Raw genomic sequence first — 16,614 nt, forward strand, 5'->3', positions numbered from 1 at the left:
AACTATAAAAAGTAAAGGAAGAGGATAAGGAGACTAGATATGAAACATTTAAAGATAGCGTACAGCTTTGACGTACAATACTACTTCGTAGACAGCGACAGGGAAATCGTGCCTGTCGAACAGACGGACTTTACCGACGTAGCCGTCGCCGTGTTGTCCGACCAGGACTTCGCCTACATCGACAAGATCGATGCGACGGGCTTCGGCATTCCCATCATGATTATCATGCCTGGCGGCGAACGGCTTCCGGAAAAATATATCGGCAAGGTCGACGCCGTCATTACGGAGGAAATGGTCAACAAGAGCCGCTGCATTTCTACGGCAGAGCGGCTGGCCAGCAACTACGAGCAGTTTGTCCTGCCGCCCTTTTTCGCCGACCTCGTAGAGTACGTGAGCGAAAAAAACAATCCTTTCGACTGCCCTGGCCATCAGGACGGCGAATTTTTCAAGAAGCATCCGGCAGGACGCTATCTCTATGATTTCTACGGTCCCCATATTTTCCAATCCGATATATGCAACGCCGACGTTACGCTGGGCGATTTGCTGATTCACGAAGGGCCGGCCCTGGAAGCCCAGGATTTTGCTGCCGAAGTGTTCCACGCCGATAAGACCTATTTCGTCCTCAACGGCTCGTCGTCGTCCAATAAGGTCGTGACGAACGCCTTGCTGACGCCGGGCGACCTGGTACTGTATGACCGGAACAACCATAAATCCGTAGCCATCGGTGCCCTCATCCAGGCCGGGGCGACGCCGGTATATTTGGAAACGGCCCGCAACCCCTACGGCTTCATCGGCGGCATCGACGCCCATTGCTTCGACGAAGCCTACCTGCGCGAGCTGGCTGCTGAACGGGATCCGGAAAAGGCGAAGCAGCCCCGGCCTTTCCGCCTGGCCGTCATTCAGCTCGGCACTTACGACGGCACGCTGTACAACGCCCGCTACGTCGTCGACAAGATAGGCCATCTCTGCGACTATATCCTGTTCGATTCGGCCTGGGTCGGCTACGAGCAGTTTATCCCCATGCTGCGGGACAGCTCGCCGTTGCTCCTGGACCTGCACGGCGACGACCCGGGCATCATGGTGACCCAGTCGGTTCACAAGCAGCAAGCCGGCTTTTCCCAGGCGTCGCAGATTCATAAGAAGGACAATCACATTCACGACCAGAAGCGCTACTGCAACCATAAGACCTTTAACAACGCTTTCATGGCCAACGCCTCGACGAGCCCCTTTTATCCCATGTTCGCCACTATCGCCGTCAACGCCAAGATCCATTCGGGCGACGCCGGCCGGAAGATGTGGCGCGATTGCGTGAAGCTGGGCATCGACGCCCGCAAGAGCATCCTCCAGCGCTGCCACTACATCAAGCCGTTCATCGCGCCGACGGTACACGGAAAGCCCTGGCAGGACGGCGACACGGAGCAGATGGCCGATGACATCGCTTACTTCACCTTTGAGCCAGGCGCGAAATGGCATGCCTTTGAAGGCTACGGCCCGGATCAGTACCGCGTCGACCCGTGCAAGCTCCTGCTCACGACGCCGGGCATCGACGCCGAGACGGGCGAGTATGAAGACTTCGGCATCCACGCTAATATCCTGGCGACGTACCTGCGGGGCAACGGCGTCATTCCGGAAAAGTGCGACCTGAATTCCATCCTGTTCCTGCTGACGCCGGCGGAAAACTGGAATAAGCTCCGCTTCCTGACGTCGCAGCTCGTCCGATTCGAACGGTTTGTCGACAACAACGTGCCCATGCAGGAAGTCCTCCTGGGCGTGTACAACTCCCATCCGGCACGCTACGCCGGCTACACGATCCAGCAGCTCTGCCAGGAAATGCACGATTTCTACAAGGCGAGAAATGTAAAGGATTTGCAGAAGAAGCTGTTCCGCCGCGACTATTTCCCCGAATACGTCATGACGCCGCAGGAAGCGCAGCACGCCTTTATTCGCGGACAAGGCGAGCTCGTGCCTCTCGACGAGCTGGAAGGCCGGATCGCCCTTGAAGGGGCCCTGCCCTATCCGCCGGGCGTCCTCTGCGTCGTGCCGGGCGAACGGTGGTCGCCGACGGCCGTCCAGTATTTCAAGGCCCTCGAAGAAGGGCTCAACGAGCTTCCCGGCTTTGCCTCGGAAATCCAGGGCGTATACCTGGAACACGAAGACGACGGCCGCGTCCACGCCTACGGCTACGTGCTGAAAGAATAAAACGATATGGTAAACTAAAAGCCCTGTGCAGCGATGCTGTACAGGGCTTTTTTGGATTTCTTATAATAGATTTTTTACGGCTTCTGTAATCTTCTTGGCGATATAGGGGTTGTTCATCGTGTAGACGTGGATGCCGTCGACACCGTTAGCCAAAAGGTCGGCGATCTGGTCGATGGCGTAGGCGATGCCGATATCCCGCATGGCTTCGGCATTGTCGCCGTATTTGGCGATGGCCCGCTGGAACTTGACCGGCAAGGTCGCGCCGCACAGGGACACCATCCGTTCGATTTGCTTCTTATTGGTGACAGGCATGATGCCCGCTTCGATGGGGACGCTGATGCCGGCGATTTCGCACCGTTCGAGGAAGCGGTAGAAGGTGGCGTTGTCGAAGAAAAGCTGGGAAATGAGCTCGCTGGCGCCGGCGTCGACCTTCGTCTTTAAGTTGCGGATGTCGGCGGCCATGGTCTGGGCTTCCGTATGGCCTTCGGGATAGCAGGCGCCGATGACGTTGAATTCCGGGGCGTTCTGCTTGATGAAGGCTACGAGGTCGCTGGCATGTTCGAAGACATGGGCCCGTTCGCGGCCCGGCGTTTCGTCGCCCCGCAGGGCCAGGATATTTTCGATGCCCGCCTTTTTCAGCTCGTCCAATGTGCGCAGGGCGTCGTCTTCGGTCAGGTAGATACAGGGCATATGAGCCGCCGTTTCGCAGCCGTAGGTGTGCTTGATAGCCGAGGCCACTTCGACGGTGCGGTTGCCGCCGCTGCCGCTTCCGCTGGCGCCGCAGGTGACACTGATGAAATCGGGATAAAGCTGGCTCAGCTCGTCTAAAGCGGCGTAAATCGTCTCGATGGGCGTATCCGGCTTGGGCGGGAAGACTTCAAAGGAAAAGACTGTTTTTTTGGCAAATAATTCATTTGTGCGCATATATATTGCTCCTTGCTGCATAGCTGACAGGGGGTAAGCACGAGTACAGCCGCGTGTTTTTGTTTATATTATATCATGAAGTATGGCCGTATGTATAACAAAAGGGCCTGGAACGAGGCCCTTTTGCATGAATATATATGTGTGTTGTCTTAGAAGCTGGGCAGAATGGCTCCCTGGTATTTGTCTTCGATGAATTTCTTCACTTCCGGAGACTGGAGGGCTTTGACGAGAGCCTGGATTTCCGGGCGGTTTTCGTCGCCTTCGTGGATGGCTAAGATGTTAGCGTACGGCGAGTCTTTATCTTCGAGGAAAATCGCGTCCTTCAGCGGATTGAGGCCGGCTTCCATGGCGAAGTTCGTGTTGATGACGGCGATGTCTACGTCGTCAATGGAGCGGGGAATCTGGGCGGCTTCCAATTCGACGAACTGGAGGTTTTTGTCGTTTTTCACGATGTCCTGTACCGTAGAGGTGATGCTGCCGTTATCCTTCAGGGAAATCAGGCCGGCCTTCTGCAGGATGAGCAAGGCCCGGCCGCCGTTGGTCGGGTCGTTGGGGATGGCGACCTTCGCGCCGTTTGCCAATTCGTCCAGTTTGGCGACTTTATGGGAGTAAATGCCCATCGGTTCGATGTGGACCTTGCAGATGGCCTTGAGCTGCGTGCCGTGTTCTTTATTGAACGTTTCCATGTAGGGGCCGTGCTGGAAGAAGTTGGCGTCTAGCTCCTTGTCGTTCAGGGCCAGATTCGGCTTGACGTAATCTGTAAATTCGATGATCTTCAAATCGATGCCGTCCTTGGCTAAGAGGGGCTTGATTTCGTTTAAGATTTCCGCGTGGGGAACGGGCGTCGCGCCGACGGTCAGGACCTTATTCTGCGTCGACTCTTTGCCGCCTGCCGGGGCGTCGCTGCCGCAGCCGGCGGCCAATACGGCCAGCGCGCAGAGAGCCGCAGCGGCCAGGACGGTAAGTTTTTTGAAATGCTTCATAAATGATTCCTCCTAAATATAAAATGATATGGCGTAAGACCGTTTAGCCTTTTATCCCATGAAAAAAGCCCCTTTCCCAAGAGAAAGAGGTATCGTCGCAGGGTCTTTATCTCTCGGAAATCAATCCGCAGGAATTAGCACCGTCGTTATCGGTTGCCGGGCTTCATTGGGCCAGTCCCTCCGCCGCTCTGGATAAAAGGATGTAAAATTGTCTTGAACATAGTGTATCATGAATCTCAGATTTGTCAAATTGCTATATTTGCATAGCCTGTCGGCCTGATATGACGAGAACGAAAGTAACGGGCAGAACGGCAAAAATGTGATATAATCAAAGGACGAGATATTGCATTAGGAGGTAATACGAAATGGAATCGATTCAAGACGTAGTAAAAAAATACCAGCAAGGCGGTAATAACTGTTCCGAAACGGTATTAAAGGCCTGCAATGAATATTACGGCCTCAACCTGTCGGACGACGTGTTCCGCATGGTATCGGTCATGGGCGGCGGCGTCGGCGGCTCGGGCTGTCTCTGCGGCGCCCTGAACGGCGCCTGCCATATCCTGGGCCTTCTCGTAGGTCGCAATACGCCGGAAGAAAAGACCAAGGCGGAAATCTACGCTCCCGTAAAGGAATTTTATCAGCTGTGGATGGGAAAATTCCACGCGTCGTGCTGCCGCGTTCTCAAGAGCCCGGCCAACGGCGGCCCCGTATCCTGTCCGGAACTCATGATCGGTACGGCGGAGCTCCTGGCGGCCTTTATAGAAGAAAAGGGATTGCTTAAAAAATAAAGACATGGAAAAGACCTCGTACGGCGTCGTACGAGGTCTTTTTTTGCGGGTTTATTTATTCGGCAGGATGACGTCGCGGGCCCGGACGTCCTTGCTCAGGCTGTCGATGTGGTTGGCAAAAATCTTGGCCATGCGGATATTTATTTCATCTTTCATTGGCACTTGATAATGCGATGGCGTAAGGGTGTTCCAGGCTGAAGACGGATTGCCGTCAACGTGGATGACATCGTTTTCATCGGGTTCAATGAGAACGTATGTGGGAATTTGATGCATGTCGTTTTGCCAGATGCCTAGTTTTACGTCAGGGCTATCTTTCGTGTCATTCTGCCGGGCCATGATAAAGGTAAGGGGGTAATAGCTCTTTTTACCGTTCGAGAACTGGGTGTACTGTGTGCGGAAATGGATGAGCGACTGTTTGAATGGCACAACGGCAATGGAATCACTGGCTTTGTCGGCAATGACGAAACAAGGGCCGGCTGTCGTCTGGAACAATGCTAGGTAGCCGTCGTCATCTTCTTCGGAAACAGCCACGACTTCACCATGGAGAGTATGGTCTTTTGCCATTGCCTTGGCGGTGTCCAGGCTGTTGGGGGACGGAAGCGTTTGATAGGCTGAGCCTTCTGGCAACGCTTTGCTGATGATGCGGTCGCTGTCGGAGAAGGTGACCTGCGTTGCCGTAGCCGATTGGACGAGGCCGCCTAAGCCGACGAGGCAGACGATGGAGACGGCCAGGCCGATGAGATAGGGCTTGGATTGTCCCGTCGGCTGCTTGCGCTTGACGAGGACGGCGCAGACAATCGCCGCGATGACGAGGGCCGCGCAGACGACGCCTAGCAGGATGGCCGTCGTCTGATGGAAAATGCGGAACTGGGCCTGCATGTGAATATCCTGGCCTGCCGAGGCGCCCTGGGTGTTGATAAAGGCCGGCTTCAAATCCCAGACGAGGGTCTTGCCGTCGTCGAGGACCTGGTCGGCGTTTGTGGCGTCGACGGCCATGGGCAGGTGCATCGTAAAGTCGAGAGACGCCGAGTTGACGGCGGCGGCGACGGCCTGGTTATGGATTTCGTTGAGCTGGGCCGCTTCCCGTTCAGCCTGCTTGCGGTATTCCAAATAACTCCAGACGTCGACGCTGGATGGTACCTGGAAGAAATTGGGAATATTGTCTTCGTAATGGGCCTGTGGCAGGGCGGCGTTTTCCTGTCCCTTGATCCGCGTATGGATGGAATAATAGTCATACAAGAGGCCCTTGTGCAGCCGGATTTCACCGTATTCCGGGTCGGGCGTCCAGAATTCGCCGCCTGTATCGGCAATATCCTGTATGCCGGCGTAGGTTTTGCTGGACCGGTAGCCGTTTGCCGTATCTTCGACGGTGAAGCCGTTCTGCCGGTCTTCCTGCTTCCATTGATTCAGGGAAGCGGCCATGTCGGCCTGCATGGGAATCTGAAAGGATAAGTCCTTGCGCAGGACGATGGAGCCGTCGTCCTTAAAGGTCATGTCGGCGTGCAGGTCGGCGCAGCCGCTCAGAAATAGCCCGCTCACTACGAACAGGCAGGCCGCCGCAGCGCGGCGCATAACGTGTTTGTACATCATAATCTATCCCCCGCTTTCAAAAGGTGTCTTTGCCTTTACTGTAGCATATTCGCCGGGATATGACAACGGCCGGAAGCTGTCGCGGCGGCAGCAGATATGCTATAATGTATACTTAGCAAATTATATCATGATGCAGCATAGATGAGAGGATAACCATGGGAAGTATAAAAGTACAGAAATTATCGAAATCATTCGGCGTCCATACGGTGTTTCAGGACGTATCCTTTGAAATCCGCCGCGGCGAACGCATCGGCCTCATCGGAGCCAACGGCGCAGGCAAATCGACGCTCCTGAAATGCCTTATGGGTCAGGAAGAATATGACAGCGGCGTCTTCGTCGTGTCCGAAGGCGAATCGGTCGGCTACCTGCAGCAGGATATTGCCTTTGAAGACGACGTGACGCTGCGGCAGACCATCACCGAGGCCTGGCAGGACGTGCTGCGCCTGGAAGAACAGCTCAAGGATGCGGAGAAGGACATGCAGGCCCATCCCGACGATGAAAGCGTCATGAACAAATACGCCCGCCTGCAGGAACGGTTTGAATGGCTCGGCGGCTATGAATACGAATCCATGTCCCGGAAGATCGTCCACGGCCTGGGCTTCGGCGAAGCCGATTTAGACCGGCCGGTGCAGCAGTTTTCCGGCGGCCAGAAGACGCGCATCAACCTGGCCAAGGCCTTAGTGCGCCGTCCCGATTACTTATTCCTCGACGAACCGACGAACCATCTGGACATGGACATGCTGGAATGGCTGGAAGGCTACTTGCTGTCCTACGGCGGCGGCATCCTCATCGTGTCCCACGACCGCTATTTCCTGGACAAGGTGGCGACGGGCATACTGGAGCTGGAACACGGCAAGGTGACCAAATACAAGGGCAATTATTCCCGGTACATCGTCCAGCGGACGGAGCAGCGCAAGGCACTGGAACGGGCCTACCAAAAACAGCAGGACCATATCCGCCAGACCGAAGAATATATCCGCAAGTATAAGGCCGGCATCAAGGCCAAGCAGGCCCGGGGCCGTCAGTCCCAGCTCAACCGGCTGGAGCGCATCGAGCTGGCTCCTGAAGCGGAAACGCTGCATTTCCATTTTGCGCCGGCAGAAGAATGCGGCCAGAAGGTCCTCGTCCTCGACGATATCTGCGGCGGCTTCGGCGACCGGCAGTTATTTGACCACTTGTCCCTGCTGCTGCGCCGCGGCGAGTCGGCGTCCCTCATCGGGCCGAACGGCACGGGCAAGACGACGCTCCTGCGCATGATTATGGGCGAAATCGAAGCGGACAAGGGCCACATCACCTTGGGCAGCCGCGTGCATATCGGCTACTTTGCCCAGGAGCATACGGATTTGCACGGCGCCTGGACGGTGCTGGGAGAAATCATGAACGATTTCAGCTACGGCGAAGACGAAGCCCGTTCCGTGCTGGGCCGCTTCCTCTTTCAAGGCGACGACGTATTTAAGGTCGTCGACAGCCTGAGCGGCGGCGAACAGGCGCGGCTGGCCTTATTGAAGCTGTTTTTGCAGGGCGCCAACTTCCTCATCCTCGACGAACCGACGAACCACCTCGACATTCCGACGAGGGAAGTGCTGGAACAGGCCCTGCAGGAATTCGGCGGCACGTACCTCGTCGTATCCCACGACCGCTATTTCCTGGACAAGATTACCCAACGGACCCTCGTGCTGGAAGATAAGAAGATCAAGGAATTTTTAGGAAACTATACCTATTACCGGGAAAAGGTGCGGGAAGCGGAAGAACGGGCGGCTCAGGAATTGGCCGAACGGGAAGCGGAAACGGCTGCGGCAAAGCCTAAGCCGGCCGCAGCAGTAACCAAGACGGAACCATCGGCTAAGAAAGGGCCGGCGCGCAAGGAACCGTCGTACGGAACGGCCTTGAAGCTGGAAAAAATAGAAATGAAAATCGCCGAGTTGGAAGCGACGCTCAAGATGTACGAAGTGCAGATGAACCTGCCTGACGTGCAGACCGACGCCGACAAGATGATGGAGCTGACCCGCCTTTACGACGAAACGCAGGCACAGCTGGACGCTGCGTACGAGACGTGGGAGCAGCTTTCTGAGTAGGTATTCTAATCATGAATTGCATGACAAAATAATATATAACCAAAGAGAATTAATTTTGGTAAAACGTAGAACCATAAGTAATTATCGGAAGAGAGCCTATCTTTATAACGATGTCTTGCCTTGTAAATGATAAATATATTGAAAACAGCAGCCTTTACAATATATTTTAACGTGCTATACTATCTTCAATCGCTTTTTAGCCGGTAGGATTTCCTACACTCGCGAGCGGCTCAAAGTGAGGGGTATGAGCTAAATTTTAGATACAGAAAGAAGCGATTGAATGATGGCAACGTTTAATCCGGTTACGCCGGAATTACTGGAAAAATTACGAAACGTCGTAGGGGATAAATTCGTCAAAACCGATGAAGACTATTTGACGGCGTATCAGACTGATGAAGAAGGAAATTCGATTTACTTCCGCAAGCCCGAAGTCGTCGTATTTCCCGGCAGTACGGAAGAAGTAGCGGCGATCGTCAAGCTGGCGAACGAGTATTTGGTTCCATTGACGCCCCGTTCGGCCGGCTCCGGCGTCGCCTGCGGCGCTATTCCCATCTATCACGGCATCGTCGTCGAATTGGAACGCATGAACAAGATTTTGAAATTTGACGCCGACAATATGTACGCTACCTGCCAGACCGGCGTATTGACCGGCGATTTGCAGGCTGAAGCGCGGAAACATAATTTGTTGTACGCAGGCGATCCGTCCAGCGCCGAAAGCTGCCAGATCGGCGGCAACGTCGCCAACAACGCCGGTGGCAATAAAGCCGTCAAATACGGCACGACGCGCCACCAGATTTACAGCTTGAAAGTCGTTACGCCGACCGGTGATATCGTCACGCTCGGCGCGCGGTTGCAAAAGTGCTCTACCGGCTTATGCCTGGAACAGCTGCTGGCAGGTTCGGAAGGTATTTTAGGCATCATCACAGAGGTTACGGTCAAACTTCGCCCGCTGCCGCCGTATAGCTTCAACATGGTCTGCGTGTTTAAATCTGATGAAGAAGCCTTCGCCCTGCCGAATAGGATTTTAAAAGCCGGCATCGACCCGACGAGCATCGAATTTATGGATAACGAAGCATTGCAGCTGACCTGCAAATTCCTGGACATGAAGATGCCCCACGTCGACGACGGCTGCGACTACGTCATCGTTACGGTCGAATCGTTTAACGAAGATGAGTCGGACCGCAAGATGGAACAGCTCTGTGACTTGGCGGAAGCCAACGGCTCTATCGATGAATTTGAGGCCGATGCCCGTATCTGGAAGCTGCGCAAGCAATTTGCCGAAGCGGCCCGCAGCGTCGACAAGATGTTCCAGACAGAAGATTTCGTCGTGCCGCTGGACAAGATTCCCGATATTACGAAACAGCTGCCGGAACTGCGCCGGAAATACGACTTGTACTGCGTCACCGTAGCCCACATCGGCGACGGCAACATTCACGTCTTGCCTTTGAATGATAAAGGCTTATCGCCGGAAGAATGGTTTAATAAAATCAAAGCTTTTCATCACGATTTGTTCCCCCGCGTATATGCCTTAGGCGGCAAAATGTCGGGAGAACACGGCATCGGCTTTAAGAAATTGGAAGAATTTGAAGCCTGCACGCCTGAAGGAGAATTAAAGATGATTCGGGCTATCAAAAAAGCCTTGGATCCGAATGATATCATGAATCCGGGCAAGCTCGTCAACGTCGGCTGAGAGCGCCTTTGCAGGGCATAACAAAGATAACGACAGGGTTTATACTTTTTAAATATATTCCCTGTCGTTTTTTATTACCTTACGGAATATCATAATATGTAAAGAAAGAATGAACTTGTGCCATATTTTCGCGGAAAGGTAGTCATAAAAATGTTGATATAACCATACAAATAGATTATAGTTATATAAGGTAGATAATGAAGTAAATGGGAATGCGGTGTTCCCCGTTGTTGCAGTGGAGCTAGGGTGGTACGATGAAATATTATAGCCGTTTGAAGCCCCTTCGCCTGGAAGCGAAAATGTCCCAGGCCGATGTGGCGAAAGTGTTGAACTGTTCGCAAGTTGGATATGGAATGTACGAGCTGGGAAAACGAAAAATTTCCGTAGAAAAGCTCATGGTACTGGCTAAGCTGTACCATGTGTCGCTGGACTATCTCGTCGGCTTTACGGACGAACGGGAAGGCCGCAAGTCCTGGCACGACGAAGACGAATATATGTAAATCATGCGAAAAAGCGCTGCCCCTGATGGGAACAGCGCTTTTTTTATGCGTGTATTACGAGTATAGACTATTAGACATTGAAACGGAAGTACGTGACGTCTCCGTCCTGCATGACGTATTCCTTGCCTTCCAGGCGGACGAGGCCTTTTTCCTTGGCGGCCTGTTCGCTGCCGCAGGCGATGAGGTCTTCATACGATACGATTTCGGCGCGGATAAAGCCCCGTTCGATGTCCGTATGGATTTTGCCGGCCGCCTTCGGCGCCTTCGTGCCCTTGACGATGGTCCAGGCCCGTACTTCGTCGGCGCCGGCCGTGAAGAAGTTGATAAGGCCCAAAAGGGAATAGCTGGCTTTGATGAGCTTGTCCAGACCCGATTCGGGAAGGCCCAGTTCTTCTAAGAAGACCGAGGCTTCGTCATCGGGAAGCTCGGCGATTTCCGATTCGATTTTAGCCGACACGGCGACGACCTGAGCGCCTTCCTGAGCGGCGTATTCTTCGACGCGCTTGACGTTCGGGTTGGAGTCGGGATCGCCTGCTTCGTCTTCGCTGACGTTGGCGATGTAAATGATCGGCTTCAGCGTGAGGAGATTCAAGTCCTTGACCTGAGGCAGCTCGTCTTCCGTCAAGCCGGCTTTACGGGCCGGTTCGCCTTCTTCGAGAGCCGCCAGGACCTTTTTCAGGACTTCGTATTCCGCTTTCGCCGCCTTGTCGCCGCACTGGGCTACCTTGGCGATGCGGTCGGCCCGCTTCTGCGTCGTTTCCAAGTCGGCCAGGCACAGCTCGGTGTTGATGATTTCGATGTCGCGGATCGGATCGACGGAGCCGGCTACGTGGGTAATATTGGAATCTTCAAAGCAGCGGACGACTTCGGCGATGGCGTCGGTTTCGCGGATGTGGCTGAGGAATTTATTGCCCAGCCCTTCGCCCTTGGACGCGCCGGCTACGAGGCCGGCAATGTCGACGAAGCGCATGACGGCGGGAATCGTCTTTTTCGGATGATACATGTCCGTCAGGACCTGGATGCGGTTGTCCGGCACTTCGACGACACCGACGTTCGGTTCAATCGTGCAGAAAGGATAGTTTGCCGCTTCTGCCCCGGCTTTGGTAATGGCATTGAACAGGGTGCTCTTGCCGACGTTCGGCAAGCCGACAATGCCGACTTCCAGATTGGTACTCAATGGTTAAACCACCTTTTTATTTGAATAATTTTAAATCAGCAATACGTTTGACCGCTTCGATGGTGTTTTCCTTCGTGCCGAAGGCCGTCAGGCGCAGGTAACCTTCGCCGTGAGGTCCGAAGCCGGAGCCCGGTGTCGTGACGACGTGGGCTTTTTCCAGGAGCAGGTCGAAGAAATCCCAGCTCTTCATGCCGTTCGGCGTCTGTACCCAGGCATAGGGGGAGTTCGTCGCGCCGTATACCGTGAAGCCAGCCGCTACCAAACCGTCGCGGATGATGTGGGCGTTTTCCATGTAGTAGTTGACGTCGGCGAGGCACTGCTTCTGGCCTTCCGGACTGTAGTACGCTTCGGCGGCGCGCTGGATGACGTAAGGCGTGCCGTTGAAGAAGGTGCACTGGCGGCGGTTCCACATGGGGTTCAGTTCGACTGCCGTGCCGTCGGCTTTATAGCCTACGCAGGCCTTCGGGACGACGACGTAAGAGCAGCGCGTGCCCGTAAAGCCGGCGCATTTGGAGTACGAACGCAGTTCGATGGCGACTTCCTTAGCCCCTTCGATTTCAAAAATGCTGTGGGGAACGTCCGGTTCTGTAATATATGTTTCATAGGCCGAGTCGTAGATGATGATGAATTTCTTTTCTTTCGCCGTCTTGACCCAGTTTTCCAGTTCGGCCTTGGACATGGCCGTGCCCGTCGGGTTGCTGGGGTTGCACAGGTATACGATGTCTACGTCTTCCGTCGGCGGTTCGGCCTTGAAGCCGTTTTCAGCCGTGCAGGGGAGATAGACAACGCCGTCGTAAATGCCCTTTTCGGCGTTCCAGTCGCCCGTATGGCCGAGCATGACGTTGGAGTCGAGGTAAACCGGGTATACCGGGTCGGCTACGGCGAATTTCAAATCGCTGCCGAAGATTTCCTGAATGCAGGCAACGTCGGTCTTTGCGCCGTCGCCGACGAATACTTCGTCGATGTCGAGGTCGATGCCGCGCGTCTTGTAGTCTCCGTCGATGATGGCCTGACGGAGGAAATCATATCCCTGTTCGGGGCCGTAGCCGCGGAATGTTTCGGCCTTGCCCATTTCGTCGACGGCCTTGTGCATCGCTTCGATGATGGCCGGAGCCAGGGGGCGCGTTACGTCGCCGATGCCGAGACGGATGATGTTTGCTTCGGGGTGCGCTTTAGAAAAGGCTTCTACTTTTTTCGCAATCGTAGCGAATAAATAGTTGCCGGGGAGCTTTAAATAATTTTCATTTACATGAGCCATGATGCGGAGCCCTCCTTATATAGCTTCTAATCTATAGTATGATTTGCATAATCTTTTACTATTGTACTACAATACGCAGTCCTTGCAAAGATTCGCCAAATAGGCTGGCTTATGATAAAATAAAATCATCATTATTCGATTCATAAATGAAACTATAGGGATGAAACAGTTTTTGTGATGTATGAGGAGATGAGGCGATGAAATTTGCGATTTTGATGGGGAGTCCGCGAAAGCACGGCAATACGGCCCAATGTCTGGAGCCCTTCTGCGACGAATTGAAACGGGGCGGCGCAGAATATACGCTGACCTGGCTGTACGACAAAAAGATAGAAGGCTGTCACGCCTGCCGCGGCTGCCAGAAGGACTGGTCTGATTTCAACTGCGTCATCGACGACGATATGACGGCTATCGCCGCCGACATAAAGGACAGCGACGTCATCGTCCTGGCGACGCCTATCTATTCCTGGTACTGCACGGCGCCGATGAAAGCCCTGCTGGACCGCTGCGTATACGGCTTCAATAAATATTACGGCGACGAAGTAGGCCCGGCGCTATGGGCCGGCAAGAAGGTCGCCGTCTTTACGACCTGCGGCTATAAGCCGGAGCACGGCGCGGACCTCTTCGCCGAAGGCGTACGGCGCTACTGCAAGCATTCCAGGCTCCGCTACGCCGGACTGTTTGCCGAGCGGCATTTGGGATATAAGACCGTATTCATGGACGAAGGAAAAGCGGAACGTGCCAGAGCCTTTGCCCGGCAGCTGCTGCAGGGATAAGCGGCATATCGGGGCGCGGAGCATTGACTTGCAGTGCGAGCCTTGTTATAATGCAGTTAGGCAAGACTATATAGAGAGTGTTTTGCACAGGTATGAAAAAGCCCATGAGATGGCGGTCTCATGGGCTTTTTGACATAATTACGGAAATGTCAATCCGAGACTAGTTGCTCAGTAACTGGAAAAGCATGTCTAGTCCTTTGCAAATGTAGTAGGCGGTTACATTTACCATGACAGCTTTCCAAAATAAATAGAGAGTGTTTTTTGGCACAGGCTTCACCCCCTTCCTGTTGCCAGGATGGAGCGAGCAACGGTCTTAGTATATCATGACGATTGCAGAATGCATAGCCTGATACATGGGAATCTATTCGCGCACTGCATAACAAAATGATTCGTTATGCCGATGTCTTGTCTGTCTTCACGGAAGGCTGCTTTTGGCATATAATAATAGATGCCGCAGCAGGTAACATCTGCGGCGTATCTGGAGAGAAGGGATGCGAGAGCATGAAGTATAGGGAACAAAATTGTCTCATTGCGTATTTTTCTCACGCCGGCCAAAACTATGCCAGCGGGAAATTAGTCGATCTGACTGTCGGCAATACGGAGCGGGTGGCCCGCATGATACGGCAGTATACGGGAGGCGCGTTGTTCCATATACGGCGCGATATTCCCTATCCGTACGATTATAAAGAAACCGTAGCTGCCGCCAGACAGGAAAAGGCCGACGGCGCCCGCCCGGTTCTGGAACGGCAGCTGGACAGCGTTGCGCCGTACGACGTCGTGTTCCTGGGCTATCCGAACTGGTGCGGCACGATGCCCATGGCCGTGTGGACCTTCCTCGAATCCCATGACTTCGGCGGAAAGCTCATCATGCCCTTCTGCACTCACGAAGGCAGCGGCTGGGGCACCAGCTTGCAGGATTTGCACGACCTGTGCCCGACGGCGACGATTGGACAAGGACTGACGCTGTTCGGCACGACGATCCTCGATGCCGAAGACGACGTGCGCCGCTGGCTCCAGCAGTAAACGGCCCGTATACAGTTGACATACGGCACAACAAAAGCGCAGCTTTGTGGAATAACTCACAGAGCTGCGCTTTTTAGCACTGTAATTAATTATTTTGCTTATTTCCGTTTTTTGGTCTGTTTAATGCGGCGAAATTTTAGATTAATTTTTTGATTAATTGATTAATGGAAAAATCAGCAAAAACTGGTTCTATAATAAATAGGTGTTGAGGTAACGACAGACATCATATATCTGCCGCAACCCCATTTTATAAAAAAATGGACATACGACGAATCTCCTGTTACTATTAAAGCGACCAAACCCAATAGAAAGGAGATGTCCTATGTCCAATTTTTATTATATCGAAGAAATGCTCTCTTTAAAAGAGGCTGAAGTAACTTCTTTGGAAATGCTGGAAGATAAGCAGATTCTTCATCTGTCTATACCAAAGAAAGAACAGTGCTGTCCGCATTGTCATACCCGTACTTCCCGTATTAAGGATTACCGTTCGCAAACCGTGTTCATTGCCATTGTAAATGACCTTCCCGTATATGCGCAGTTTCGTAAACGGCGGTATAGCTGCCCGGCCTGTTATCGTACCTTCTATCCGTCGCTGTCGTTTGTACAGCCGTATCAGCGCCGTAGCCAGTAAGTACAGATGCTGATTCTCAAGGAATGCAGACAACGCCAGACCTTTACCTCCATTGCCGCCCGCTACCGAGTGTCTGTTCCTACAGTAATTCGCTATTTTGACCGCATACAATATGCTAAACCAACAAGACTGCCATGGCTGTTGGCTCTGGATGAATTCAAAGGCAACGTCCAAGGGCAGAAGTATCAGACGAGCATCACGAATCCCTTTACGCATAAGATTCTGGATATCCTGCCCAACCAGAATACGCAGGATATCATCAAGTATTTCCGTTCGTTCCCAAAGAAACAGCGAAACCGGGTGCGCTGGGTCATCATGGATATATCTAACCTGTTTCGGAAAGTCGTACAAGAAGTCTTTCCCAATGCCGTCATTATATGCGACCGGTTTCATATCATCCGACTGGTGCTGCGGGCTATGGAACGAGTACGCAAGTGGATCCAGAAATCATTCCCCAAGAAAAGCCGTTACTTCAAGCGGAATAAACGGATTCTGCGGAAAGCCGGCCATACGCTGACGCCGGACGAACTAGTATGCCTTGAGGAAATCCTGTCGCATTCGGAAGACTTATGGAAAGCGTACGCACTCAAAGAAGCCTTTTATAAGGTACTGGATATGAAGAGAACTCTGTATGCAGAACCAGAACTGCAGGACTGGTTGGAATTAGTCCGGTCTGCTGGCCTGGAAGAATTTCAAGCGCTGTAAAAATCGTTTACAGACTGGTTTGAGGAGATTGTAAATGCCCTCCCATGGTCCAATGGGTATACAGAAGGGTGCAACAATAAGATTAAAGTACTAAAACGGACCAGCTTGGTGAACTGACCCCCAAATGTTAGACCAAAAATCTAACGATTGGAGGTCAGTTTTTTTATGGGGCGAATTGTCAAGCTAAGTGCAACTTTTTAGAGTAATGTACTTCGTATGGCGTTTTGTATCCTAAACATTTTCGGGGACGGCGATTTAGTTCTGCAAAAACAGCTTGCACATAGGCTTCTGGAACGAG

The 16,614-nt window shown here is 53.2% G+C and carries 13 protein-coding genes, 2 pseudogenes and 1 riboswitch; of the genes and pseudogenes, 9 read left to right on the forward strand and 6 right to left on the reverse strand.

Annotation, left to right across the window (positions count from 1 at the left end):
* Nucleotides 1-39: 39 nt before the first annotated feature.
* Entirely contained in the window at nt 40-2,199 is a 2,160-nt protein-coding gene (gene speC, locus OCV58_RS10950) for an ornithine decarboxylase (protein WP_095629742.1), read from the forward strand.
* Between the two features lie 60 nt (nt 2,200-2,259).
* Here the strand turns inward: speC and metF are convergent, their stop codons facing one another.
* Nucleotides 2,260-3,123: a methylenetetrahydrofolate reductase [NAD(P)H] gene (gene metF / locus OCV58_RS10955; protein WP_154877858.1), complete on the reverse strand. Its 864-nt coding sequence runs from the start codon at nt 3,121-3,123 to the stop codon at nt 2,260-2,262.
* Between the two features lie 149 nt (nt 3,124-3,272).
* A complete protein-coding gene (locus OCV58_RS10960) occupies nt 3,273-4,106 on the reverse strand; it encodes a MetQ/NlpA family ABC transporter substrate-binding protein (RefSeq protein ID WP_087477629.1) in 834 nt (277 codons plus the stop codon).
* 103 nt (nt 4,107-4,209) lie between these two features.
* A riboswitch (SAM riboswitch) is annotated at nt 4,210-4,305 on the reverse strand.
* 166 nt (nt 4,306-4,471) lie between these two features.
* Here OCV58_RS10960 and OCV58_RS10965 point away from each other — a divergent pair.
* On the forward strand, nt 4,472-4,894 hold the full coding sequence (locus OCV58_RS10965; RefSeq protein ID WP_154877859.1) for a C-GCAxxG-C-C family protein: 423 nt from the start codon (nt 4,472-4,474) through the stop codon (nt 4,892-4,894).
* A 51-nt stretch (nt 4,895-4,945) separates the two neighbouring features.
* Here OCV58_RS10965 and OCV58_RS10970 read toward each other — a convergent pair whose 3' ends face one another.
* Nucleotides 4,946-6,484, reverse strand: a complete 1,539-nt coding sequence (locus OCV58_RS10970; RefSeq protein WP_087477627.1) for a hypothetical protein — start codon at nt 6,482-6,484, stop codon at nt 4,946-4,948.
* Between the two features lie 155 nt (nt 6,485-6,639).
* Between OCV58_RS10970 and OCV58_RS10975 the strand changes: the two genes are divergently transcribed.
* From OCV58_RS10975 to OCV58_RS10985, 3 genes are all read left to right on the forward strand, one after another.
* Nucleotides 6,640-8,559: an ABC-F family ATP-binding cassette domain-containing protein gene (locus OCV58_RS10975; RefSeq protein WP_154877860.1), complete on the forward strand. Its 1,920-nt coding sequence runs from the start codon at nt 6,640-6,642 to the stop codon at nt 8,557-8,559.
* 280 nt (nt 8,560-8,839) lie between these two features.
* Nucleotides 8,840-10,249, forward strand: a complete 1,410-nt coding sequence (locus OCV58_RS10980) for an FAD-binding oxidoreductase (protein WP_154877861.1) — start codon at nt 8,840-8,842, stop codon at nt 10,247-10,249.
* 254 nt (nt 10,250-10,503) lie between these two features.
* The gene (locus tag OCV58_RS10985; protein WP_087477624.1) at nt 10,504-10,749 is read left to right on the forward strand and encodes a helix-turn-helix domain-containing protein; all 246 of its coding nucleotides are present in this window, start codon (nt 10,504-10,506) and stop codon (nt 10,747-10,749) included.
* 70 nt (nt 10,750-10,819) lie between these two features.
* On the opposite strand, the gene ychF is transcribed toward OCV58_RS10985, so the two are convergent.
* Nucleotides 10,820-11,926: a redox-regulated ATPase YchF gene (gene ychF / locus OCV58_RS10990; protein WP_154877862.1), complete on the reverse strand. Its 1,107-nt coding sequence runs from the start codon at nt 11,924-11,926 to the stop codon at nt 10,820-10,822.
* A gap of 16 nt (nt 11,927-11,942) precedes the next feature.
* Nucleotides 11,943-13,184, reverse strand: a complete 1,242-nt coding sequence (locus OCV58_RS10995; protein WP_087477622.1) for an LL-diaminopimelate aminotransferase — start codon at nt 13,182-13,184, stop codon at nt 11,943-11,945.
* Nucleotides 13,185-13,381: 197 nt separating this feature from the next.
* Here OCV58_RS10995 and OCV58_RS11000 point away from each other — a divergent pair, with 197 nt between their 5' ends.
* The 4 genes and pseudogenes from OCV58_RS11000 (at nt 13,382) to OCV58_RS11015 (ending at nt 16,433) form a co-directional block, all read left to right on the forward strand.
* Nucleotides 13,382-13,957 (forward strand): flavodoxin family protein, encoded by a 576-nt coding sequence (locus OCV58_RS11000; protein ID WP_087477621.1) that lies wholly within the window; start codon nt 13,382-13,384, stop codon nt 13,955-13,957.
* 501 nt (nt 13,958-14,458) lie between these two features.
* A complete protein-coding gene (locus OCV58_RS11005) occupies nt 14,459-14,980 on the forward strand; it encodes a flavodoxin (protein ID WP_095629747.1) in 522 nt (173 codons plus the stop codon).
* A 322-nt stretch (nt 14,981-15,302) separates the two neighbouring features.
* Nucleotides 15,303-15,611 (forward strand): transposase family protein, encoded by a 309-nt coding sequence (locus OCV58_RS11010; RefSeq protein ID WP_087477620.1) that lies wholly within the window; start codon nt 15,303-15,305, stop codon nt 15,609-15,611.
* A gap of 6 nt (nt 15,612-15,617) precedes the next feature.
* Nucleotides 15,618-16,433, forward strand: a pseudogene (locus tag OCV58_RS11015) (ISL3 family transposase).
* A 61-nt stretch (nt 16,434-16,494) separates the two neighbouring features.
* Here the strand turns inward: OCV58_RS11015 and OCV58_RS11020 are convergent.
* Nucleotides 16,495-16,614 (reverse strand): annotated as a pseudogene (locus OCV58_RS11020) (IS30 family transposase); the annotation flags it as partial.

This window comes from Megasphaera stantonii (assembly GCF_025567065.1).
GTDB lineage: Bacteria > Bacillota > Negativicutes > Veillonellales > Megasphaeraceae > Megasphaera > Megasphaera stantonii.